At 67.0% G+C, this 21,159-nt stretch carries 26 protein-coding genes; 14 read left to right on the forward strand and 12 right to left on the reverse strand.

Annotation, left to right across the window (positions count from 1 at the left end):
• Positions 1–32: 32 nt before the first annotated feature.
• From AC6UUM_RS05185 to AC6UUM_RS05240, 12 genes are all read left to right on the forward strand, one after another.
• Positions 33–773, forward strand: coding sequence for a thioredoxin domain-containing protein (locus tag AC6UUM_RS05185; protein ID WP_500804273.1), 741 nt, complete (start codon positions 33–35; stop codon positions 771–773).
• A complete protein-coding gene (locus AC6UUM_RS05190; RefSeq protein WP_500804274.1) occupies positions 770–1,510 on the forward strand; it encodes a DsbA family protein in 741 nt (246 codons plus the stop codon). Before AC6UUM_RS05185 ends, AC6UUM_RS05190 begins: the two co-directional genes overlap by 4 nt.
• Positions 1,511–1,517: 7 nt before the next feature.
• Positions 1,518–4,931, forward strand: a complete 3,414-nt coding sequence (gene smc, locus AC6UUM_RS05195) for a chromosome segregation protein SMC (RefSeq protein WP_500804275.1) — start codon at positions 1,518–1,520, stop codon at positions 4,929–4,931.
• A gap of 134 nt (positions 4,932–5,065) precedes the next feature.
• Positions 5,066–5,362, forward strand: coding sequence for an AtpZ/AtpI family protein (locus AC6UUM_RS05200; protein WP_500804276.1), 297 nt, complete (start codon positions 5,066–5,068; stop codon positions 5,360–5,362).
• A gap of 6 nt (positions 5,363–5,368) precedes the next feature.
• Positions 5,369–6,109: a F0F1 ATP synthase subunit A gene (locus AC6UUM_RS05205; RefSeq protein WP_500804277.1), complete on the forward strand. Its 741-nt coding sequence runs from the start codon at positions 5,369–5,371 to the stop codon at positions 6,107–6,109.
• A gap of 33 nt (positions 6,110–6,142) precedes the next feature.
• Complete coding sequence (locus AC6UUM_RS05210; RefSeq protein ID WP_017668976.1) at positions 6,143–6,370, forward strand: ATP synthase subunit C-like protein; 228 nt, start codon at positions 6,143–6,145, stop codon at positions 6,368–6,370.
• A gap of 78 nt (positions 6,371–6,448) precedes the next feature.
• On the forward strand, positions 6,449–6,925 hold the full coding sequence (locus tag AC6UUM_RS05215) for a F0F1 ATP synthase subunit B (RefSeq protein ID WP_500804278.1): 477 nt from the start codon (positions 6,449–6,451) through the stop codon (positions 6,923–6,925).
• On the forward strand, positions 6,922–7,494 hold the full coding sequence (locus AC6UUM_RS05220; RefSeq protein WP_500804279.1) for a F0F1 ATP synthase subunit B family protein: 573 nt from the start codon (positions 6,922–6,924) through the stop codon (positions 7,492–7,494). Before AC6UUM_RS05215 ends, AC6UUM_RS05220 begins: the two co-directional genes overlap by 4 nt.
• Before the next feature lie 143 nt (positions 7,495–7,637).
• A complete protein-coding gene (locus AC6UUM_RS05225; protein ID WP_500804280.1) occupies positions 7,638–8,153 on the forward strand; it encodes a GNAT family N-acetyltransferase in 516 nt (171 codons plus the stop codon).
• A 27-nt stretch (positions 8,154–8,180) separates the two neighbouring features.
• Complete coding sequence (locus AC6UUM_RS05230) at positions 8,181–8,741, forward strand: DUF1285 domain-containing protein (protein ID WP_500804281.1); 561 nt, start codon at positions 8,181–8,183, stop codon at positions 8,739–8,741.
• Positions 8,741–9,334 carry a CoA pyrophosphatase gene (locus AC6UUM_RS05235; RefSeq protein WP_500804282.1) on the forward strand — a complete coding sequence of 198 codons (594 nt, stop codon included), beginning with the start codon at positions 8,741–8,743 and terminating at the stop codon, positions 9,332–9,334. Before AC6UUM_RS05230 ends, AC6UUM_RS05235 begins: the two co-directional genes overlap by 1 nt.
• Positions 9,331–10,527 (forward strand): CCA tRNA nucleotidyltransferase, encoded by a 1,197-nt coding sequence (locus tag AC6UUM_RS05240; RefSeq protein ID WP_500804283.1) that lies wholly within the window; start codon positions 9,331–9,333, stop codon positions 10,525–10,527. The genes AC6UUM_RS05235 and AC6UUM_RS05240 overlap by 4 nt, the downstream gene beginning before the upstream one ends.
• Before the next feature lie 23 nt (positions 10,528–10,550).
• Here the strand turns inward: AC6UUM_RS05240 and AC6UUM_RS05245 are convergent, their stop codons facing one another.
• The 7 genes from AC6UUM_RS05245 to recO all read right to left on the reverse strand — a co-directional run bounded on the left by AC6UUM_RS05245 (position 10,551) and on the right by recO (position 15,426).
• Complete coding sequence (locus AC6UUM_RS05245; RefSeq protein WP_500804284.1) at positions 10,551–10,745, reverse strand: type II toxin-antitoxin system antitoxin; 195 nt, start codon at positions 10,743–10,745, stop codon at positions 10,551–10,553.
• Between the two features lie 3 nt (positions 10,746–10,748).
• Complete coding sequence (locus AC6UUM_RS05250) at positions 10,749–11,639, reverse strand: SPFH domain-containing protein (RefSeq protein WP_500804285.1); 891 nt, start codon at positions 11,637–11,639, stop codon at positions 10,749–10,751.
• Positions 11,640–11,703: 64 nt separating this feature from the next.
• On the reverse strand, positions 11,704–12,036 hold the full coding sequence (locus AC6UUM_RS05255; protein ID WP_500804286.1) for a hypothetical protein: 333 nt from the start codon (positions 12,034–12,036) through the stop codon (positions 11,704–11,706).
• A 7-nt stretch (positions 12,037–12,043) separates the two neighbouring features.
• Entirely contained in the window at positions 12,044–12,202 is a 159-nt protein-coding gene (locus AC6UUM_RS05260) for a hypothetical protein (protein WP_500804287.1), read from the reverse strand.
• Between the two features lie 4 nt (positions 12,203–12,206).
• A complete protein-coding gene (locus AC6UUM_RS05265) occupies positions 12,207–12,350 on the reverse strand; it encodes a hypothetical protein (RefSeq protein ID WP_500804288.1) in 144 nt (47 codons plus the stop codon).
• Between the two features lie 39 nt (positions 12,351–12,389).
• Positions 12,390–14,651: a DNA topoisomerase IV subunit A gene (gene parC / locus AC6UUM_RS05270; RefSeq protein ID WP_500804289.1), complete on the reverse strand. Its 2,262-nt coding sequence runs from the start codon at positions 14,649–14,651 to the stop codon at positions 12,390–12,392.
• A gap of 40 nt (positions 14,652–14,691) precedes the next feature.
• On the reverse strand, positions 14,692–15,426 hold the full coding sequence (gene recO / locus AC6UUM_RS05275; RefSeq protein WP_500804290.1) for a DNA repair protein RecO: 735 nt from the start codon (positions 15,424–15,426) through the stop codon (positions 14,692–14,694).
• A gap of 116 nt (positions 15,427–15,542) precedes the next feature.
• On the opposite strand from recO, the gene AC6UUM_RS05280 reads away from it, so the two are divergent.
• Complete coding sequence (locus tag AC6UUM_RS05280) at positions 15,543–16,340, forward strand: cistern family PEP-CTERM protein (protein ID WP_500804291.1); 798 nt, start codon at positions 15,543–15,545, stop codon at positions 16,338–16,340.
• Here the strand turns inward: AC6UUM_RS05280 and era are convergent.
• Together era and rnc are read right to left on the reverse strand one after the other, a co-directional pair.
• A complete protein-coding gene (gene era, locus AC6UUM_RS05285) occupies positions 16,337–17,233 on the reverse strand; it encodes a GTPase Era (RefSeq protein WP_500804292.1) in 897 nt (298 codons plus the stop codon). The genes AC6UUM_RS05280 and era overlap by 4 nt on opposite strands.
• Positions 17,230–17,955, reverse strand: coding sequence for a ribonuclease III (gene rnc / locus AC6UUM_RS05290; protein ID WP_500804293.1), 726 nt, complete (start codon positions 17,953–17,955; stop codon positions 17,230–17,232). Before rnc ends, era begins: the two co-directional genes overlap by 4 nt.
• Before the next feature lie 154 nt (positions 17,956–18,109).
• On the opposite strand from rnc, the gene pgi reads away from it, so the two are divergent.
• The gene (gene pgi, locus AC6UUM_RS05295; RefSeq protein WP_500804294.1) at positions 18,110–19,651 is read left to right on the forward strand and encodes a glucose-6-phosphate isomerase; all 1,542 of its coding nucleotides are present in this window, start codon (positions 18,110–18,112) and stop codon (positions 19,649–19,651) included.
• Between the two features lie 15 nt (positions 19,652–19,666).
• Here the strand turns inward: pgi and AC6UUM_RS05300 are convergent, their stop codons facing one another.
• The 3 genes from AC6UUM_RS05300 to AC6UUM_RS05310 all read right to left on the reverse strand — a co-directional run bounded on the left by AC6UUM_RS05300 (position 19,667) and on the right by AC6UUM_RS05310 (position 21,122).
• Positions 19,667–20,401 carry an alpha/beta fold hydrolase gene (locus tag AC6UUM_RS05300; protein ID WP_500804295.1) on the reverse strand — a complete coding sequence of 245 codons (735 nt, stop codon included), beginning with the start codon at positions 20,399–20,401 and terminating at the stop codon, positions 19,667–19,669.
• A 137-nt stretch (positions 20,402–20,538) separates the two neighbouring features.
• Positions 20,539–20,841: a HigA family addiction module antitoxin gene (locus tag AC6UUM_RS05305; RefSeq protein WP_500804296.1), complete on the reverse strand. Its 303-nt coding sequence runs from the start codon at positions 20,839–20,841 to the stop codon at positions 20,539–20,541.
• The gene (locus AC6UUM_RS05310; RefSeq protein ID WP_500804297.1) at positions 20,841–21,122 is read right to left on the reverse strand and encodes a type II toxin-antitoxin system RelE/ParE family toxin; all 282 of its coding nucleotides are present in this window, start codon (positions 21,120–21,122) and stop codon (positions 20,841–20,843) included. Before AC6UUM_RS05310 ends, AC6UUM_RS05305 begins: the two co-directional genes overlap by 1 nt.
• Positions 21,123–21,159: the final 37 nt, after the last annotated feature.

Raw genomic sequence — 21,159 nt, forward strand, 5'->3', positions numbered from 1 at the left:
AAATCGGTCGCGATCACGGTTAGACAATGCAAATGCAACGTCGCGCACTCCCCATCATCGCCGCACTTGTGCTCGCCAGCCCGCTGGTGGCGCAGCCCAAGCCCGTTGCGCGCCCGGCCCCGGCCACTGCCCCTGCAAAAGCTGTTGCCTGGGCAACCCGCGTCGCGCTCACCCCGCAAGGCGGCGTGCTGCTCGGCAATCCGGCCGCCGCGGTGAAGATCGTCGAATTCGGCTCGCTCACCTGCCCGCATTGCAAGGCGTTCCACGAAACCGGCTTGGCCGCCATCAAGGCGAAATATCTCGCCGCCGGGCGCGTCAGTTACGAATATCGGCCGTTCAGTCTGAACGGTATCGATCTGATGGCGGGCATGGTGATGCAATGCCTGGCCGCGCCGCAGGCGTGGGAGTTCGTCAACCGCACCTATGCGCGCCAGGCCGAACTGGTGCAGCCGTTCCAGGCCATCAGCGAGGCGGACAGCGCCAGCATCGCCGCGCTGCCGCAGGCGGCTCAAGGCCCGCGCATGGCGGAACTGGGCAAATTGCCGGAATATGCCGCCGCCGCCGGGGTGCCGCGCGCGCGTTATGATGCCTGCATCGCCGCCAAGCCGGGTATGGACCGGCTGATGGCGATCAGAGCCGATGCGGTGCAGACCCATAATCTCACCGGCACGCCCAGCTTCCTGATCAACGGCACGATGCAAACCGATGCCTATGATTGGGCGGCGCTGGAGCCGTTGCTGATCACCGCCCTCAAGACTGCCACAAGGAAATGATGATGAAGCGCCTGTTGCTGATCGCCGCACTGCCGCTGGCGCTCGCCGCCTGCAACGACAGCAAGAGCCCGGCGGCCGATGCGGGTGCGCCACTGCCGGCCGCCGTTTCCGCTCCGGCCGGGCAGAATTGGGCCGAAGTCGTCACCGCCACGCCCGAAGGCGGCTTCAAGATGGGCAACCCGGATGCCAAGGTGAAGCTGGTGGAATTTGCCAGCCTGACCTGCCCGCACTGCCGCGAATTCCATGAGGCGGCAGCCGCGACCATCAAGAACAAATATGTCGCCAGCGGCAATGTGAGTTATGAATACAGGAACTTCGTGCTGAACGGCCCGGATTTCGCCGCCACCATCCTGGCGCGCTGCCAGGGCGCCGGCGCGTTCTTTGGCCTGCTCGATGCCTTTTACGCCGATCAGATCGGCTGGACCGAACCGTTCGGCCGGATCAGCAAGCCCGATCAGGAAGCGCTCAGCAAGATGCCCGAAGAGGCGCAGGTGCGCCGCATGGCCGAGCTGGGCGGGCTGGCCGATTATGTGAAACTGCGCGGCATCCCGCGCGCCAAGTTCGATCAATGCCTCGCCGATCCGGCGCAGGCCAAGGCGGTGAACGACCTGCGCAACCAGGCGGTGAACGAATACAAGCTGACCGGCACGCCGAGCTTCATCATCAACGGCACCGTGCAGGAAGGCGTGTTCACCTGGCCCGATCTGGAGGCCAAGCTGCAGACGGCGCTGCGGTAACCCGAATTTGGAATTCCGCCGCCTTCGCCTTGCCGGCTTCAAGTCGTTCGTCGAACCGGTTGATCTGCTGATCGAGCCGGGATTGACTGGTGTGGTCGGCCCCAACGGCTGCGGCAAATCCAATCTGCTCGAAGCCCTGCGCTGGGTGATGGGCGAGGCCAGCCCCAAATCCATGCGGTCTGGCGGCATGGATGATGTGATCTTTGCCGGCACCGCCGCGCGCCCGGCCCGCGCATTTGCCAGCGTGACGCTGCAATTGGCCGGCAGCGCCGGCGAGGAAGTGGAAGTGCTGCGCCGCATCGAACGCGGCGCCGGATCGGATTACCGGCTGAACGGCCGCGATGCCCGCGCCCAGGATGTGCGGCTGCTGTTTGCCGATTCGGCCACCGGCGCGCACAGCCCGGCGATCGTCGGCCAGGGTCGCATCAGCGCCATCATCGCCGCCAAGCCGGCCGAGCGCCGCCAGTTGCTGGAGGAGGCCGCCGGCATTGCCGGCCTCGCCGTGCGGCGCCGCGAAGCCGAAATCCGCCTGCGCGCCGCCGAAGCCAATGTGCTGCGGCTGGATGATGTGATTCGCGGGCTGGAGGCGCAGGCCGCCACCTTGAAGCGGCAGGCGCGCAGTGCGGAACGTTATCGCAGCCTGTCCGACCGGATTCGGCACGGTGAGGCGGCGCTGATCCACGCGCGCTGGCATGGTGCAGTCGCGGCCAGCGAGCGGGCGCGCACCGCCGCGGTGGCGGCCGAGACGCTCGCGGCGGAAAAGACGCGCCTGGCAGCGGCCCTGTCGGCGCAGGCGGCGGACGCCATTGCCGGGCTGCCGGCGCTGCGCACGGCCGAAGCCGAAGCCGCGGCCAGCGTCCAGGCCCTGCGCCAGCGCCGCGCCCTGCTCGATGCCGAAGCGCAGGACATCACCCGCCGCGATGCCGCGCTGACGGCGCTGCTCGCCAGCATCGAACGCGACGCCCAGCGCGAGGCGGCGCTGGCCGAGGATGCGGCCGCGGCGCAGGCGCGGCTGACCGCCGAAGAGGCGGCGTTAGCCGAGCGGCTGGCCGAGCTGGCGGGGGCAACGCCGGCCGTGGAGGCCCAGGCCGCCGCGGCCCGAATGGCTGCCGCCGATGCCGAAGCGGCGCTGGCCGAAGCGATGGCGGCACATGCGGCTGCGGCAGGCGCCGCGCGGGCAGCCGCCGATGCCGCTAGCGCCGCCGCCGCCCGCGCGGTCCGGGCGCGCAGCGAAGCCGCCGATCTGGCGCAGCGGCTGGCGCGGCTGGCGCCGGCCCCCGATCTGGCGCCGCTGCAGGCGGCGGAGGCGGCAGCGACGGTTGCGGTGGCGGCCTGCGAAACCGGCGTCGCCGATGCGGAACGCGTGCGCCCGGCGCTGGAAACGGCGCGGGCCGAAGCGGCGGCGGCGGTGTCTGCGGCGCGCGCTACGCTGGCCGGGCTGGAGGCCGAAGCCCAGGCACTGGTGCGGCGGCTGGCAGCCGATCAGGGCAAGGGCCCGCGCGTTGCCGATCGCCTGATCCCGGCCGCCGGTTACGAAGCCGCGCTCGCCGCGGCGCTGGGCGAGGATATGGAAGCCGCGCCGGCCGATTCGGCCGCGCCGCGCCGTTGGGCCGGATCGGCGGCGCGGCCGGATGATCCGGCGCTGCCGGCGGGTGTTGTGGTGCTGGCGGAACAGGTGCAGGCGCCGCCCGAACTGGCGCGCCGGCTGGCGCAGATCGGCGTGATCGATGGCGCGCCGTCCCCAGAAGTTTTGGCGGCGTTGCGTCCTGGCCAGCGGTTGGTCAGCCGGACGGGGCAGCTGTGGCGCTGGGATGGGCTGGTGGATGCAGGTGGCCGCACCGATGCCGCTGCGGCCCGCCTGCGTGCCCGCCGCCGCGCCGCCGAGCTTGAGGCCGAACGCAGCGCCGCCGCCACCACCGTCGAACAGGCCGCGGCCAGCCAGCGGGATGCTGAAACGGCCAGTGCCGCCGCTGCTGCCGCCGAACGCGCGGCGCGGGCTACGCGTGATCACGCGGCGCGCGTGCTGGCCGAAGCCCGTGCCAAACTCGCGGCAGTGCAAACCGCTGCCGCCCGGGCCGCCGGCGAAGAAGCGACCCTGCAAAGCGCCGCCACCCGCGCGGCGGCCGATGCCGAACGCTTCGCTGCCGAAGCCGAAGTCGCAAAAGCGGCGGTGCCGGATGTCGATGTGGCGGCCGGGCTGGCGGCCAAGGTGGCGGCGGCGCGCGCCACCAATGATCGCAATCGCGCCGCCCTGGCGGCGATTCTGGGCACGCTGGCGGCGCAGACCCGCGACGCCGATGCCGCCACACGCCGGCGGCAGGCGCTGGCCGGCGAACAGGCGGATTGGCAGCGGCGGGTGGCGGCCAGCAGCGGCCAACAGGGCGAACTCGCCCGCCGCCGCGCTGCCGCGCAGGATGAGCAGGCCGGCCTTGCTGCCCGCACCCGGGCGATTGCCGCCGATCTTGCCGGCCTCGTCACGCGCACGTCCGAAGCAGAATTGGCCCGCGCCGCTGCTGCCGACCGGCTTGCCAGTGCCGAAACCGCGCTGGCCGCGATCAGCACGGCCTTGCGCAGCGCCGACGCCGAGACTGCGGAGGCGCGCGAGCTGCGCGCCACGCTGCGCGCCGAGGCCGAGCATCAGGATGCCGCACGCGCCGAGGTGGAGCGCCTGTGCGGGGAGCGGTTCCAGTGCCCGCCGCCTTTGCTGCCCGGCCGCTTCGGATTCGCGGTGGAACCCGGCGATCCGGCCGCGTTGGCCGAAGCTCTGGATGCGCTGGTGATGGAGCGCGAGCGGTTGGGCCCGGTCAACCTGCGCGCCGATATCGAATTGAAGGAGCTCGAAGAACAGGCGAAATTGACGGCATCCGAAAAAGCCGAGCTCGATACCGCCATTGCCCGCCTGCGTGGCTCGATCGGCAGCCTCAACCGCGAAGGCCGGCAGCGGCTGGCGGCGGCGTTTGCGGCCGTCGATGCGCATTTCCGCACCCTCTTCACCGATCTGTTCGGCGGCGGCGAGGCGCGGCTGGCGTTGATCGAATCCGATGATCCGCTCGAAGCCGGGCTGGAGATCATGGCGCAGCCGCCCGGCAAGAAGCTGCAATCGCTGACCTTGTTGTCGGGCGGCGAGCAGGCGCTGACGGCCACGGCCCTGATCTTCGCGCTGTTCCTCGCCAATCCGGCGCCGATCTGCGTGCTTGATGAAGTCGATGCGCCGCTGGATGACGCCAATGTCGAACGCTTCTGCGATCTGCTTGATCGCATGGCCACGCAAACCGCGACGCGATTCCTGATTGTCACCCACAATGCCGTCACCATGAGCCGCATGCACCGCCTGTTCGGCGTCACCATGGCCGAACCGGGGGTGAGCCAATTGGTGAGCGTGGATCTGCAAACCGCCGAGAAACTGGTTGCTGCGGTGTGATGTGTGCAGTGCACAATGGTTGACACCTGCCCACCCCACCTCTAGGACGCGCGCCAAGTCTTGACGGCATTGCCGCCGGGACCGTCTGTCTTATTGGGCAGGCGAAACAGGGTTAGACGACAGGGATTTTCACCTTGGCCGACCAACCAGCCGACGAGGACAGCCTCGCGCGCCGCATCGCTGCGGCACGTGCAGCAGAATCAAAGGCGAAGGATGGCGCCAAGGCGAGCGAAAATGCCGGTTTCCAGGCGGCGTCCGAATTCATCGGCGCCATGCTGGCCGGCGGCTTCATCGGCTGGTTTTTCGACCGGCAGGTGGGCACCGGCCCCTGGGGGCTGATCCTGATGTTGTTGCTGGGCTTTGTGACCGGTTTGTACCAGTCGCTGAGACGCCAGCGGAAACTGGACGACCGGGAACGGGATAAGGACTGAACGGCCGTGGCCAATCCAATGGAACAGTTCAAGATCGAAACGATCGCCCCCCTTGCGGTGGGCGGGGTTGATCTGTCGTTCACCAACAGCTCGCTGTGGATGCTGCTGGCGCTGGTCGCGGTGGCGGCCTTCCTGTTCATCGGCACGGCGCGCCCGCAACTGGTGCCCGGCCGCATGCAGGCGGCGACGGAATTGATGTACGAATTCATCCGCGACATGCTGCGTGAAAATGTCGGCAAGGATGGCCTGCGCTATGCGCCGCTGATCTTCGCTTTGTTCATCTTCGTGCTGGCCTGCAACCTGCTCGGCATGGTGCCGTTCGTGCACAGCTTCACGCCGACCAGCCATATCGCCGTCACCTTCGCGCTGGCGATGATCGTGTTCATCCTGGTGGTGATCGTTGGTTTTGCCCGCCACGGCCTGCATTTCTTCAGCCTGTTCCTGCCGGAAGGCACGCCGCTGTTCGTGGCGCCGCTGGTGGCCGGAATTGAATTCCTGTCGTTCCTGTCGCGTCCGTTCACGCTGGCCATCCGACTGTTCGCCAACATGACGGCCGGCCACGTGCTGATGAAGGTGTTCGGCGGCTTTGTCGTGTCGCTGGGCGCGGTCAACATCGGGCTGGGCATCATCCCGCTGGGCGTCAACGTGGCGCTCACCGCGCTGGAACTGCTGATTGCCGTGGTGCAGGCCTATGTGTTCGCGCTGCTCGCCAGCATCTATCTGAACGACGCCGTCAATCTTCACTAATCAATTCAACCTCTTACAATAAAAGGACGAACGATGGAAACTGTTGCTGCTTACAAGCTGATCGGTGCTGGCCTGGCTGCCATGGGCGCGGGCTTCGCCGCCATCGGCGTTGGCATCATCTTTGGCATGTTCCTGCAGGGTGCGCTGCGCAACCCGGCCGCTGCCGACAAGCTGGGCGCCCGCCTGATCTTCGGCTTCGCCGTGACCGAAGCTCTGGGCCTGATCGCCGCCGTCGTCGCGCTGGCGCTGGCCTTCGGTTGAGCCAGGTTGCAGCGCCCGGCCCACGTCATTGTCCGGGGTCGGGCGCTGCCCTGATCTGTCTTTGCCTGGGGAAACCACGTGCCACAGTTTGATCCCAGCAGTTTTGCCTCGCAGCTGTTCTGGTTCGGCCTGATCTTCGCGCTGCTGTATTTTGCAGTGGTGAAGCCCACTTTGCCCAAATTGGGCAAGGTGATCGACGCGCGTGATGCCCAGGTGACCAGCGATCTCGATCGTGCCGAAGCCGCCAAGGGCCAGGCCGATGCGGTTCGCACCGCCTATGACGACAGCATCAAGGCCGCCCAGGCCGCGGCGCAGGCCGAAGTGGCCGCCGCCAAGGACGCAGCCGCCAAGGCCGCCGATGCGCAGTTGAAGGCACTGGCGGCGCAGCTTGATGCCGATGCCGATGCAGCGGCGGTCCGGCTGGACACGGCGCGCACTGCCGCCCGCAGCAGCCTGGAAATCACCGTGGCCGATCTGACCGGCGATGCCGTGGCCCGCCTGACCGGCATCAGTGTCACGCCGGACGATGTGGCGGCCGCGTTGAGGACTGCATGATGCAAGCTGCTGAAACCCCCGTTGAAACCATGGCCGAAACCGTCGCGCACGGTGGTGAGGCGCATGCCGAACCGACGCTGCTCGGCCTGAATGCCGAAGGTTGGGTCTATACCGGCGTTGCCATCTTCATCGTGCTGGCCATCGTGCTCGGCAAGGTGCCGGCGCGCATCGCCGAGGCGCTGGATGCCCGTATTGCCGGGGTGAAGAAGCAGCTTGATGAGGCCGCCGTGCTGCGCGCCGAAGCCGAAGTGTTGCTGGCCGATGCCAAGGCCCGGCAAGCCGCCGCCGTCGCCGATGCCGCCGCCATCCGCGCCCGCGCCCAAAGCGAAGCCAGCGAACTGGTCGCCGCGAGTCAGTTGGCCGCCAGCGAAGCCATCGCCCGCCGCACCGCTGCCGCCGAATCCCGCATTGCCGCGGCTGAACGTGCTGCCGCTGCCGAACTGAAGGCCGAAGTTGCCGTGCAGGTGACGCGCGCCGCCGCCGCCATCATCACGGCGCGCAGCGATTCGGCGCTGAAAACGCGCCTGACCGAAGAAGCCATCGCCGGTCTCGATCGCAAGCTGCATTAATCGCCGCCATTGCGCGGGGGCAACGCGGCTGATATGCAGCCGCTTATGAGCATATTGTTGCGACACGATCGACGAATCTGACACTGCGCCGCGTTTGGTGCAGTGCCCTTTTCGTTGTCCTGCCAGCAGAAAGCTTTTCCCCCGTGATCGATATCGTGCCGCTCGTCGCCGAGCATCTTCCTGCCATTGAAGCGTTGCTCGACCAGCGCTTTGGCCCCGCCCGCCACAATCGCACCGCCTATCGTTTGCGCGACGGCGCCGATCTGCTGCCGGCGTTTTCCCTTGTCGCGATGGTTGGCGATCGGCTGATCGGTAGCCTGCAATGCTGGCCCATTCAGGTGCGCGGCCTCAGCGGTCGCCGCCAGCCCCTGATCCTGCTTGGGCCGGTGGCCGTTGCGGCCGAGCGTGAGGGCGAGGGCCTTGCTTCGGCGCTGATGCGCGGCAGCCTGGCCGCCATCGATGCCGCAGGGGCGCCGCCGGTGCTGTTGATTGGGGACGCGCCCTTTTATGGCCGCTTCGGCTTTGCTGCACCCGCCACACGCCACTGGCAATTGCCGGGGCCGGTGGACCCTGCCCGCCTGTTGCTGCGCGGCACAGCGCCCCACCTGCCGCGCCTCGGTTGGGTGGAGGCCGATGCGCGCACCGCCAAGGTTGCCTGACCGGCGGGTTTGCCTATGGAAGGCAGGGTGAGGATCGAATCGCCTGCAACCCGTTTCGCCGAACTGCTGGCCCTGGCCGGCAGCGGCAAGCGGCTGCCGGTGGAACAATGGCATCCCAAGCATTGCGGCCACAGCGCCATGCGCATCGCGGCGGATGGTACCTGGTTCCACGAAGGCACGCCGATCGGCCGGCCGGAACTGGTCCGGCTGTTCGCCTCGATCCTGCGCCGCGAAGCCGATGGCAGCCATGTGCTCGTGACCCCGGCGGAAAAGCTCGACATTGATGTGGAGGATGCGCCGTTCCTGGCGGTTGATGCCGACAGCCAGGGCGAAGGCCCGGGGCGGCAATTGCTGTTCCGCCTGAACACTGATGAAGTGGTGGCCTGCGGCCCGGATCATGCGCTGGATGTGCGTGTGGACGCCGATGGCACGCCGCGGCCCTATCTGCATGTGCGTGGCGGCCTGCAGGCGCTGGTCAATCGCGCCACTTTCTACAGGCTCGCCGATCTGGCGCTGGACGAAGGCGCCGAACTGCCCGGCCTGTGGAGCAATGGCGCATTTTTTGCCTTTGCGCCGGCGCCGCGCTGATGCCGCTGGATCAAGTCCGCAGCCTGCTGGCGCGGCCGTTCACGCCGCAGCCGCATGGCGATTGGGATCTGATGCAGGGCTCGCCGCCGCCGGACGAGGGCCTGATGCCGGCCGCCGTGCTGATGGCAATCACCGAGGAAGCGCAGCCGCAATTGCTGCTGACCAAACGCACCGCGCATCTGAAGCGCCACCCCGGCCAGGTGGCGTTTCCCGGTGGGCGCGTGGATGCCGGCGATGCCACGGTTGTAGCGGCGGCGCTGCGCGAGGCCCATGAAGAGGTGGCACTGCCGCCCGGCCAGGTCCAGGTGCTGGGCACGCTCGATCCCTATCGCACTGGCACCGGATTCCTGATCACGCCGGTGGTTGGCGTGGTGCCGCCGGGCCTGAGCCTGCGCCCGCAGCCCGATGAAGTGGCCGAGGTTTTCCACGTGCCGCTCGCCCACGCGCTCGATTCGGCCAACCATCTGCGCCAGAGCGGGCAATGGCAGGGCGAGACGCGGCATTTCTGGACGATCCGCCACGATTCCCACGTCATCTGGGGCGCTACCGCCGGCATGATCGTGGCGCTGGCGCGACGGTTGCAGCAGTTGTGAGCACGCTGCCTGCCCTGCTGCCGACGCAGCCATGGACGCAAACGCCGGCCGGTCGCGCGCTTTTGGAGGCGCTGGACGCCTGCAACGGCAGCACGCGGCTGGTGGGCGGCGCGGTGCGCGATGCACTGCTGGGGATCGCCGGCGGCGACATCGATCTGGCGACGCGGCTGACGCCGGATCAGGTGATGCGGCGGCTGAAGGCGGTGGGCCTGAAGGCGGTACCCACCGGCCTTGCGCATGGCACGGTGACGGCCGTTGGTGCGGGCCTGGTGGCAGAGGTCACCACGCTGCGCCGCGATGTGCAGAGTTTCGGCCGCCATGCCGAAGTGGCCTTCACCGATGATTGGCAGGAAGATGCGGCGCGGCGCGATTTCACCATCAACGCGCTTTATGCCGATCTGCCGGGCGGTGCCTTGCATGATCATTGCGGGGGGCTGGCCGATCTGGAGGCGCGTCGCGTGCGCTTCATCGGCGATCCGTTGCAGCGTATTGCCGAGGATCATTTGCGCATCCTGCGCTTCTTCCGCTTCTCGGCGCGCTTTGCGGCGGTGATCGATGCCGATGGGCTGAGCGCCTGCACGCTGCGGGCCAATGATCTGATGGCCCTGTCGCGCGAGCGCATCGCCATGGAATTGCGGCTGTTGCTGGGCTTGCCCAATCCGGGGCCGATGCTGGCGGTGATGCTCGATGCCGGCATTTTCTTACCCGTTCTGCCGGAACTGGCCGCCGCACGCCTGCCGGTGCTGGCCACCACCATCGCCGCCGAAGCCGCGGCCGGCGTGCCGGTGGCGTGGGAACGGCGGCTGGCCGCGCTGTTGCCCGCCGGCGACACGCGCACCGCAGCCGATGTCGGCGCGCGGCTGAAACTGTCCAATCCGCAACGCGCGCGCATCGTGGCCGCCGTGCAGCCGCCGGCACCACCGCCGCATGCCGCATCGGCCTATGGCGATGGTGCCGAGGCCGTGATCGATCGACTGCTGATCGCCGGGGACCCCGATGCGGCGGGGCCGCTGATCGGCTGGCAGCGCCCGCGCCTGCCGGCATCGGGCAAAGACATCATCGCGCGCGGCGTCGCGCCGGGGCCGATGGTGGCGCAACGGCTGGGCGTGTTCGAACGGGCCTGGGTGGCGGCTGGCTTTCCGGGTGATGCGGCGATCATTGCGGACATGCTAGACTCGGCAGCGCGCGGCTGACGCCGCAGAACGCTGCGCGCCGCTCACCCCTCCGTCGGCGGCCGCCCGCGCCGCGGCCCCGGCGTGATCGCCACCTTCACGCCGCGCCGGCTGAGCGCTTCACGCAGCAGCACTTCGATCTGAGCATTCAGGCTGCGCAGATCGGCGGCCGCCGCTCGTTCCAGCGCATCGTGCAGCGCCGGATCGAGCCTGAGCGCAAAGGGCTTCTTCGCACTCACGGCCTAGTAGAGACTGCCCGTGTTCACCACCGGCTGGGTGTCACGTTCGCCGCACAGCACCACCAGCAGGTTGGAGACCATGGCGGCCTTGCGCTCCTCATCCAGCTCGACGACCTGGCGCTCATTGAGCATGGCCAGCGCCATTTCGACCATGCCGACCGCGCCGGCCACCAGGGTTTCGCGCGCGGCGACCACGGCGGCGGCCTGCTGGCGGCGCAGCATGGCGCCGGCGATTTCCGGCGCATAGGCCAGATGGGTGAAACCGCATTCATCGACGGTGATGCCGGCCACGCTGAGCCGGTTGATCAATTCGGCGCGCAGTTCGCCCGACACGCGCTCGTGATCGCCGCGCAGTGTCACCTCCTTGTGCTCGAAATCATCATAGGGGTAGCGCGCGCCGATGGTGCGCACCGCCACCTCGACCTGCGCGGTGACGAAGCCGCGATAATCATCGACATCGAACAACGCCTGCGCCGAATCGGTGACGCGCCACACCAGCTGCGCCGCGATCTCGATCGGGTTGCCGCGCTGGTCATTCACCTTGATCTGTTGTGAAATCAGGTTGTTGGCGCGCAGCGATATTTTCTTCTTGCCCATCCACGGCCAGGTCCAGCGCAGGCCGTTGACGCGATCGGTGCCGCGATAATCGCCGAACATGGTGATGGCGGCGGCTTCGTTGGGTTGCAGGCTGTAGAAGCCGGCGAGCAGGAACACCGGCAACACGCCGAACCCGACACCGGCCAGCAGTGACGAAGGATTGCCATCGAGGATGCCGCCAATCACGGCATATGCGATCACCAATAGCAGCATCAATACGACGGGCAGCATCAGCAAGCCATTGCCGCCCGCGCCGGCGCGTTCGCGGCTGGGCTGGCGCAGTGGTTCGGTTGTCATCGCAGTCTCCATAAATACGATATCATATTTATATCGGAAATATGGGGATGGTCAAGCGGATGCCTCAATCGCCGCCACTGCCATCACCGCCGCCATCGTCCCAGCTGTCGCTGGCACCGCCGCCGCCGCCACTGCCCCCACCTGGCTCAAAGCCCGGCTCGAAGTCGGAATCAAAGTTGGAGTCGTCAGCGCTGATCAGCCCGGCCGCATCGACGGCATAACCGAACTTGTCCAATTGCAGGCCAGCTGACGGGCCGTAATCATCAATCCACACGCCCGATCCGCCGGGATCGCGGCGGCGGGGTGGTAATGGGGGAGAGGTAGGCGGCTTGCCGCGGGCCAGCAGCGCCAATCCCAGCAGCAGCATGGCCACCCCCAGGATCAGCAACCAGGCCATCAGCCGATCAGTCAGCCTTGGCGGGGTCTGTCACGGCAGCAGGCGGATCGACCGGTTCGGCGGCGGCCTTCTCAAGTGCCCGGAAATTGTCGTTCTTGCGCGTGTCGGTCAGCATGATGAACACCGCGACGGCCAACGACAGCAATATGAGGACGATCACAACCATGGCATCATTCCTGTGGCGGCGGGGTGGTGCCGTTGTCGGCCGGCGGCCGCCGCCGCTTGAAGATATTGGCCGGATCCTTGCTGGCCAAATATCCGAACCACACGAACATGGCGACGTTGAGCAAGCCGATGAGGATGATGCCGAGCATTTCCGCTTCATACCCGTCCGCGCGCCGGCTGGCGAGGCTTCAGGCGGTGAACTTGTTGTCGCGTGGGAAACCGGTGGGCGGCAGCCGCCCGGCACTGGCGCGCGGGCCCTTCCAGAAGGTCAGATCGGCTTCGGTGCGGGTGCGCCCGGACGCACCGCCCATCGGCCAACTGAGGCCTTCGGCCATCACGAAGCTGCGTGCATCGGCCAGGCCGCCATCCTTGTATTTCTGCAAGGCGACGCCCTGGCCCTGGCGCAGGTGCGGCAGTTCCTCCAGCGCGAACACCAGCAGCTTGCGATTCTCGCCGATCACCGCGACAGCATCATCCTGGGGGCCGACCCAGCGCACGACCTGCAACACGGCGCCGGCGCGTGGACTCATCACCTGCCGGCCTTTCCGGGTTTCGGCCAGCACATCGCCGGCCTCGATCTGGAAGCCGCGCCCGTCGCTGGCCGCCAGCAACAGCCGCCGATCGGGCAGATGGGTGAACAACGCCACGACGCTGGCGCCTTCGGCCAGATCGATCATCAGCCGCACTGGTTCGCCAAAACCGCGGCCGCCGGGGAGGCGATCAGGGGCCAGCGTGTAGAACCGCCCGTCGCTGCTGGCCAGGATCAGCCGATCGGTGGTATGGGCGTGGAAGGCAAAGGCCGGGCCGTCGCCTTCCTTGAACTTGATCGCATCGGGACTGGCCAGATCGAGATGGCCCTTCATGGCGCGCAGCCAGCCCATCGCCGAACAGATGATGGTCAGCGGCTCACGATCGATCATCGCTTCGATCGGTACATGCCGCACCTGCGGCGCCGCGCCGATGGTGGTGCGGCGCCGGCCGAGCAGCGTCGTCGGGCCATAGGCCTCACGCAGCGCCCGCAGATCGGCATCGAGCCGCGCCGTCTGCGCTTGCCCGCTGTCGATCAGGTCGCGCAACCGGCTGGCCTCAAGGGTCAGCGCCTTGTTCTCGCGGGTGATCTCGATCTCTTCGAGCTTGCGCAAGGATCGCAGCCGCATGTTGAGGATCGCCTCGGCCTGGACATGCGTGAGATCGAACACGGCCATCAGTTCGGCGCGGGGTTCATCGGCCTCGCGGATGATGCGGATCACCTCATCAAGGTTGAGATAGGCCTTGAGCAGGCCGCCAAGCACCTCAAGCCGCGCATCGATGCGGCCCAGCCGATAGCGCGAGCGCGCAAGCAACACCTCGCGCTGGTGCACCAGCCATTTGCCGATCACGGCACCCAGTCCCAGCACGCCGGGTTTGCCATGGTCGAGCACGTTCATGTTGAGCGGCACCCGCACTTCCAGATCGGTCAGCTTGAACAGGCTTTCCATCAAGATGTCGGCATCGACATTGCGTGATCGCGGCGTGATGACGATGCGCAGCTGCTCGTCGCTTTCGTCAGCGACGTCGGCGAGGATTGGCAGCTTCTTCTCGGTGATCAGCTCGGCCAGTTGCTCGATCAATTTCCCCTTCAGCACCTGATAGGGGATTTCGCTGACCACGATGGTCCAGGTGCCGCGGCCCTGATCCTCGATGCTCCAACGGGCGCGCAGGCGGAAACTGCCGCGCCCGGTGCGATAGGATTCGGCGATGCTGGCCGCCGGTTCGACCAGCACGCCGCCGGTGGGGAAATCCGGGCCGGTGACATGCCTCATCAGCTGCTCATCGCTGGTGTCCGGTGCCTGCAACAGCGCCAGCGCCGCATCAATCACTTCGGGCGGATTGTGCGGCGGGATGGAGGTGGCCATGCCCACCGCGATGCCGCTGGCACCGTTGACCAGCAGATTGGGGAACAAGCCTGGGAACAGCTCCGGCTCTTCCTCCTCGCCATTGTAGGTGGCGCGGAACGGCACGGCTTCTTCGTCCAGCCCGTCCATCAGGCGCACGGCGGCATCGGTCAGCCGCGCCTCGGTGTAGCGCATCGCCGCGGCGTTATCGCCATCGATGTTGCCGAAATTGCCCTGGCCATCGACCAGCGGCACGCGCAGCGCGAAATCCTGCGCCAATCGCACCATCGCATCATAGACCGAGGCGTCGCCATGCGGGTGATATTTGCCGATGACGTCGCCGACCACGCGGGCGCATTTCTTGTAGCCCTGATCAGGATTCAGCCGCAGCAAGCGCATCGCCCACAGCAGGCGGCGGTGCACGGGCTTCAGCCCGTCGCGCAGATCGGGCAGGGATCGCGCGGTGATGGTGGACAGGGCATAGACCAGATAGCGATCGCCGAGCGCGATATCGAACTGGGTGTTGAGGATGCCGGGTTCGGCGGGATAATCGTTTTCGGGGGGCAGGCTGGCCATTGCGCTGGGTTAGACGTGGGTGACCGGCTCCGCAAGCGGATCAGCCGAGCAGCAACCCTGCCAACCGCTGCCGCGCCGCCTGCAATCGCAGCGCGGCTGGATGGCCAGCGAGCAATTCCCGGGCCAGGAAATGGCCGGAAAGATGGAGGCCATCGGCCAGTTGATCGGGGGTTGCCGCGCCGCCATCGCGCAGGAACGCCGGCAGGGGCAACAGGCGCGCCGCCCAGGGCTGGCCGGCCGCGCGGCTGACCGCCTGGCGCGATTTGGGCGATACAAAGGCCAGATCGTCGTTGCTGCCGGTGGCGGCACAGCTCGACAGATCGAGCCCCAGCCCCAACCCGGCGAGCAGCGCCAGCTCCAGGCGCACGAGCGCCGCACCGCTGGCCAACGCATCGGCGCCGGCCCCGGCGGCACCGAACAGCGCGGCAAACAGCGGGAACAGGCCGGGCTGGGCTTCGCCTTCGGGCAGGGTGGCGGCGGCCAGCAGCGCGACATAATCCACCAGCGCCAGTGCCGCCGCCCCGTGCATCATCGCCATGTTGGTGGTGAGTGGGTGCACGGTCGCAAAGGCCAGCTGCCCCGGCGCGCGTTGCGTCAGTTCCAGTGCGACGATATTTCCCAAAGCCAGCACGCCGCGCAGCCGCCGCCCGCGCCCGCCGCGGATATAGGCCGCCACAAGCCCCTGATCTGCCGACAGGAACTGCCCGACCGCGCCATGTTCGCCGTGCGATGCCAGCGCGACCACGAGGGCAGGTTCGATGCGGAGCATGGCCATAGATTAGCGGCACCAGCAAAAATCACCATGTTCATTTTAATTAACAACAAGTTTCGATTGCTCAAACCGTTGCTGTGGATTAAAGCAGCCGCAAGTGAAAGGAATAATTAATATATATGAACCAACATTTCTCTGTGTTCGCGGCCTTGGTCGCTGCCAGCCTGGCAGCGCCGGCAGCTGCGACCGTGGAGTTGACCGGCACCACCGCCAGCCTAACCAAGGAGTCGATCGGCACGACGTTCCAGCTCAACTATAACGGCCTGGTTGACGGCAAGGCGCAAGAGGGACTGTCGGCATCGATGCTGTTCACGCTCAACAGCGTGGTCGATACCAACCGCACCTGGAACTTCACGGTGGCGATGACCAATAAGTCCGGATCGCCGCTGACGGCGGCACGCATCACTGGCTTTGGCATGGGCTTTCAGGGTTATGACAGCAAGAACAAGCCGATCGCGATCACGGCGGCAAAGGCCTTGCAGGCCAAGGGTGGGCCTGAAAAGCCGTTGTTCGGCCAGGTGCTTGAAGACAAGGGCCTTGGTGCCAACGCCACTGTGCCCGGCTTGGGCAAGGTCGCCGATGTCTGCTTCATGGCGGGCAGTGGTACCACCAAGAATTGCAGTGGCGGCGGCGTTGGAGGTCTCGACATGGCCACCAAGGGCAACCCGTTTCCAGCCACCAGCCAGGTGATGACCCTGTCGTTCGAAAAGGGGATCACCAGCCTCGACCTGTTCGACTTCTTCGTCCGCTATCAGTCGGTTTCGGGAAGCAAATTTGGCAATTCCGGTGTGGGCACCGGCACAATCGACACGGGCAGCGAACCGGTGCCGGAACCAGCCAGCTGGGCAATGCTGATCAGCGGCTTTGGCCTGGTGGGGGCCGCCTCGCGCCGCCAGCGCAAGCGCGCTGCGGCCTAATCGACGAAATCCAGCCCGACCGAACTATACAGGCTGCGATCGTCGCCCCAATCGGGCCGCACCTTCACGTGCAGGAACAGATGCACTTTCTTGCCGGTCAGTTCGCTGATCGCGGCGCGCGATGTGGCGCCGATATCCTTGATGCGCGCGCCGCCCTTGCCGAGCACGATGGCCTTCTGGCTGTCGCGCTCCACCACGATCTGCTGGTGGATGGCGATGCTGCCGTCGCGCCGCTCTTCCCATTTTTCGGTTTCGATGGTGGCAGCATAGGGCAGTTCGGCGTGCAGTTGCTGGTAGAGTTGCTCGCGGGTCAGCTCGCTGGCCATCAGGCGGGTGGTGGCATCGCTCAACTGGTCTTCGGGATAATGCCACGGCCCTGGCGGCAGCCGGCCGGCGAGTGCCGTCTTCAGTTCGGCCACGCCGTCGCCGGTGCTGGCCGACACGAAGAAAATCTCGTCGAACGGCAGCAGGGCGTTGGCAGCCTGCGCCAGCACCAGCAGTTTTTCCTTCACGCTGATATCGACCTTGTTGATCACCAGGAACTTCGGTTCCCGGCGTTTGGCCAAGGCCGCGATGATATCGGGCACTTCACCGCGCAGGCCGGTCTTGGCATCAACCACCAGCGCGATCACATCGGCATCGGCGGCGCCGTCCCACGCGGCCTTCACCATAGCGCGATCGAGGCGGCGGCGCGGCTGGAAAATGCCCGGCGTATCGATCAACAGCAATTGCGCGGCGCCATCGATGGCAATGCCCATCAACCGCTGACGCGTCGTCTGCACCTTGGCCGACACGATCGCCACTTTCTGCCCGACCATGGCGTTGACCAGCGTGGATTTGCCGGCGTTGGGCGCGCCGACCACGGCCACGGTGCCGCAACATGTGTCTGTCATGATTCCAGTCTCGCAAGCAGGGCGGTGGCGGCGGCCTTTTCGGCCTCCTGGCGGGAACGGCCGCTGCCGGTCGTGGGCGGCTGCCCACGCACACTGGCTTCAACGGTGAACACCGGCGCATGATCCGGGCCGTCGCGGCCGATCACCAAATATTCGGGCATCCCCAGCCGGCGTTTCAGCGCCCATTGCTGAAGGCTGCTCTTGGGATCATGCAGGAAGGGCTGGTCTGCGGCCATCAACGGCCCCCAATGGCGTGCCACGATGGCGTGGGCCGCTGCCCAACCGCCATCGATGAACACCGCCGCCACAATGGCTTCGGCCACATCGCCCAGCACATTCTCGCTGTCGGCCAGGCCCTTGCCGCGGCTCACCGGCTCCATGGCGATCAATGGGCCAACATTCCAGCCGCGCGCCACCCGCGCGTTGGCCGGGCCTTCGACCATGGCATGCAGCCGCGCCGTCAAGCGGCCTTCGGGTTCATCGTGCCGGCCATAGAGCAGACTGGCCACGGCGCAGCCGAGCACGCGATCGCCCAGAAATTCCAGCCGCTGGTAGCTGCCAGCCGTCGCCCGGCTGGCGCTGCCGTGGGTGAGCGCGCGATCGATCAGCGCCAGATCGGCGAACTCATGCCCCAGCACATCGCGCGCCCACGCCGCCAACTGCGCATGGCGATCGGCTTGGGCGGCGGCGACATCGATGCCGGAGATGATTTTTCGGGCCATGCGCGATTTTTCGTGACGGCAAGCGGCGGTTCCGTCAATCCCGGCCGTATCGCCCGCCGCATTTCCGGCCCATTCCAAACCGGTGTCGTCCTTCTGAAACCGGCATGGGTTATTTGACACTGGACTTCCCCGCCTGCCCAAGGAAAACGATGCCATGGACCGTCTCGCCGCCGTGACCGCGCTGAACGCTGCGCAGCCTGTCGATATCCTGCAGCTGTTCGCCAGCGAGCCGGATCGGCTGGCTCGGCTGAGCCTCGATGTGGCGGGCATCCATGCTGATCTGTCGCGCCTGGCGCTGCCGTTGCCGATGCTCGATCAGCTGTTGGCCGCGGCCGGCGCGGCCGATCTGGCCGGCTGGCGGACGCGGTTGGCGGCGGGCGACATTGTCAACCTGTCGGAACAGCGCCCGGCCACCCACATGGCCGAACGCGGCATGGGCACGTCCGAAGATGTGGCCGCTGCCGCCGCCGCCGCTGCACAAGTGGCCGCACTGGCTGCCGAAATCCGCGCCAGCGCGGTGGCTGATGTCATCCATATCGGCATCGGCGGGTCGTCGCTGGGCCCGGCGTTGCTGCTTGATGCGCTGGGCCGTGACGGCGATGGCGCGCGGGTGCACGTGGTCAGCAACATCGATGGTGAAGCGCTCGCCCGCACCTTCAGCGTCTGCGACCCGGCGCGCACGCGGCTGGTCGTCGTCTCCAAAACCTTCACCACTGCCGAAACCATGACCAATGCCGAAACGGCGCTGCAATGGTTCGCGGCGGCGGGTGTCGCCGATGCCCGCGCGCACACCATCGCCATCACCGCGCGCCCGGATCGCGCCGTCGCCTGGGGCGCCGGCACCGTGCTGCCGTTCGCCGAAAGCGTCGGCGGGCGCTATTCGCTGTGGTCCGCCGTCGGCCTGCCGCTGGCGATCCGCTGCGGGCCGGAGGCTCTGGCCGCATTGCGGGCCGGGGCGGCGGCGATGGACGCGCATTTCCTCGGTGCGCCGTTCGCCGGCAATCTGCCGGTGCTCGCTGGCCTGGCGGATGTGTGGGCCGCGCATGTGCAGGGCCAGCCGACGCGCGGCGTGTTCTGTTACGATGAACGGCTGCGGCTGTTGCCGAGCTATCTGCAGCAGCTGGAAATGGAATCGAACGGCAAATCGGTGACCCGCGATGGTGAACCCATGGTTGGCGCTACCGCGCCGATCACCTGGGGCGGCACCGGCACCGATGCCCAGCACGCGGTGTTTCAATTGCTGCACCAGGGCACGGTGATCGGCCCCATCGAATTCGTCGCCGTGCGCGAACCCGGCCATGCCATGCCGGGCACCCATCATCAACAATTGCTGGCCAATTGTTTCGCCCAGGGCGCCGCGTTGCTGAAGGGCCGCAGCTTCGATGTCGCTCTGGCCCTGTCGGGCGGCGATCCGGCGCTGGCGCGGGCGAAGACCTTCAGCGGCAACCGGCCCTCATCCACCCTGCTGCTGGATCGGCTCGATCCGCACACACTGGGCGCGCTGATTGCGCTTTATGAACATCGCGTGTTCGTCGCCGCCGTATTGCTGGGCATCAACCCGTTCGATCAATGGGGCGTGGAACTTGGCAAGGAAATGGCCAACGCCATGCTGGCCGGTGACGATCTGGGCTTTGACCCGTCCACCGCCGCTCTGCTGGCGCGGGCGGGGCTGCAAGGCACGGCCATAACCGCCTGAATGGCCATCGCCGGCTCAGCCAGCCGCCGCAGCCAGGGCAGCAGGGGCGTTGTTGATCAGCGTCGTATAATGCCCGTCGGGGCCCATGTTCAGCGTCCCGCTTGCCAGCCGCTCCACGATGCTGCGGCCCATGGCAAGCGGCGCCCATGTGTCGCTGCTGCCATGCCAAAGCTGCACCGGCGTCGAAATCGCCAGTAGCTCGTTTGACCATGGCGCCACATAGGCCATGAGGTCAGCGCGATAGCCGCTGGCGTTGGCGTCCCAGGCCTTTGCGATAATGCCGGTGAGGATCGCACGGCCCGCTGGCGTTGCGGCAAACGCCCGATCCGCCTGATCCGCGCCGGCAAACAGCAAGCGTTGCAGCATGGCGGGCCTATGGCGTGCCATCAGGGCTTGCAGGCCAATCGTGAGGGCAAAGCCGGCACCATTGGCCTGCGCCGCCTTGAACACGCGGGCACCCGCGCCCATGCCGTCGAACGCGCCGGGCACGTCGAGCGGCCCACCGGCCGACAGCAGGAACAAGGGGCCGGCATCCGGACCCAGCCGGGCTGCCACGCGCAACGCCAGTGCCGCACCGATCGAAAAGCCGAGTATCGGCAGCGGGCGACCGGCCTGCATTTCCAGAACCAGACCGGCAAGACGATCGAGATAGGCTGTGGTCTCAAACGCGGCAGCGAGCTGGGCGCGGTCGATCGCCCAGATTTCCACGCCCTGATGCGCTGCGGCCGGCGCGATCAACTCCGCCTCCACCGCGGCTCCAGGGGACCCGTGAAAGTAAAGGACTGGCATGCCGCCGACACGGCCAAAGCGCCGAATGCAGCTGTGGGCAGCGGGAAATGCCAACATGCGCCGGGCGGACCGTTCTGGTGCGGGCGGAACTGTCAAGTTCAGGCTGCAGTCGCCAGCGGCGCGATCTGGCAGTCGGCGGTGTTGCGACGCGCCAGGGCCAGATCATGCGCAACCTGCATCCGCATCACCGTGTCGGCCATGATGCCGAATGCCTTTTCAAACCGGATCGCCATGTCGGCCGACACGGCAGTGTGGCCATTCAGGACATTGCTGAGATTCTGGCGGGACACGCCGAAATGCGCGGCCAGATCCTTCACGTTGATGCCGTGCGGTTCAACGATCTGCCGCTTCAGCCAGGGGCCGGGGTGGACGTGGATCGACGCATGAATCTTGATGGCCATCAGTGATAATCCTCCAGATCAAGCTCGGCGATCGTGCTGTCATCCAGCGCCGTAAACGTCAGCCGCCAATTGCGCGTGACGGTCATCGCATAATGGCCCTTGCGGTCGCCGGACAGGGCATGAAAGCCGAAATTCGGTGGCGTGGCCAATTCCGCCAGCCTACTTGCCGCAGCAATGAACGCGATCATGTCGATGATCCGATCAGGCTCGATCACGCCTTTGGTGTTGCCCGTTTCCACCAACCGGCGCAGCGCCTTGTGCCGGATGCTGTCGATCTGCACGTGTCAACCTCTAGGCGACACGAGGGACAATGTCAAC

Source organism: Sandarakinorhabdus sp., assembly GCF_987265915.1.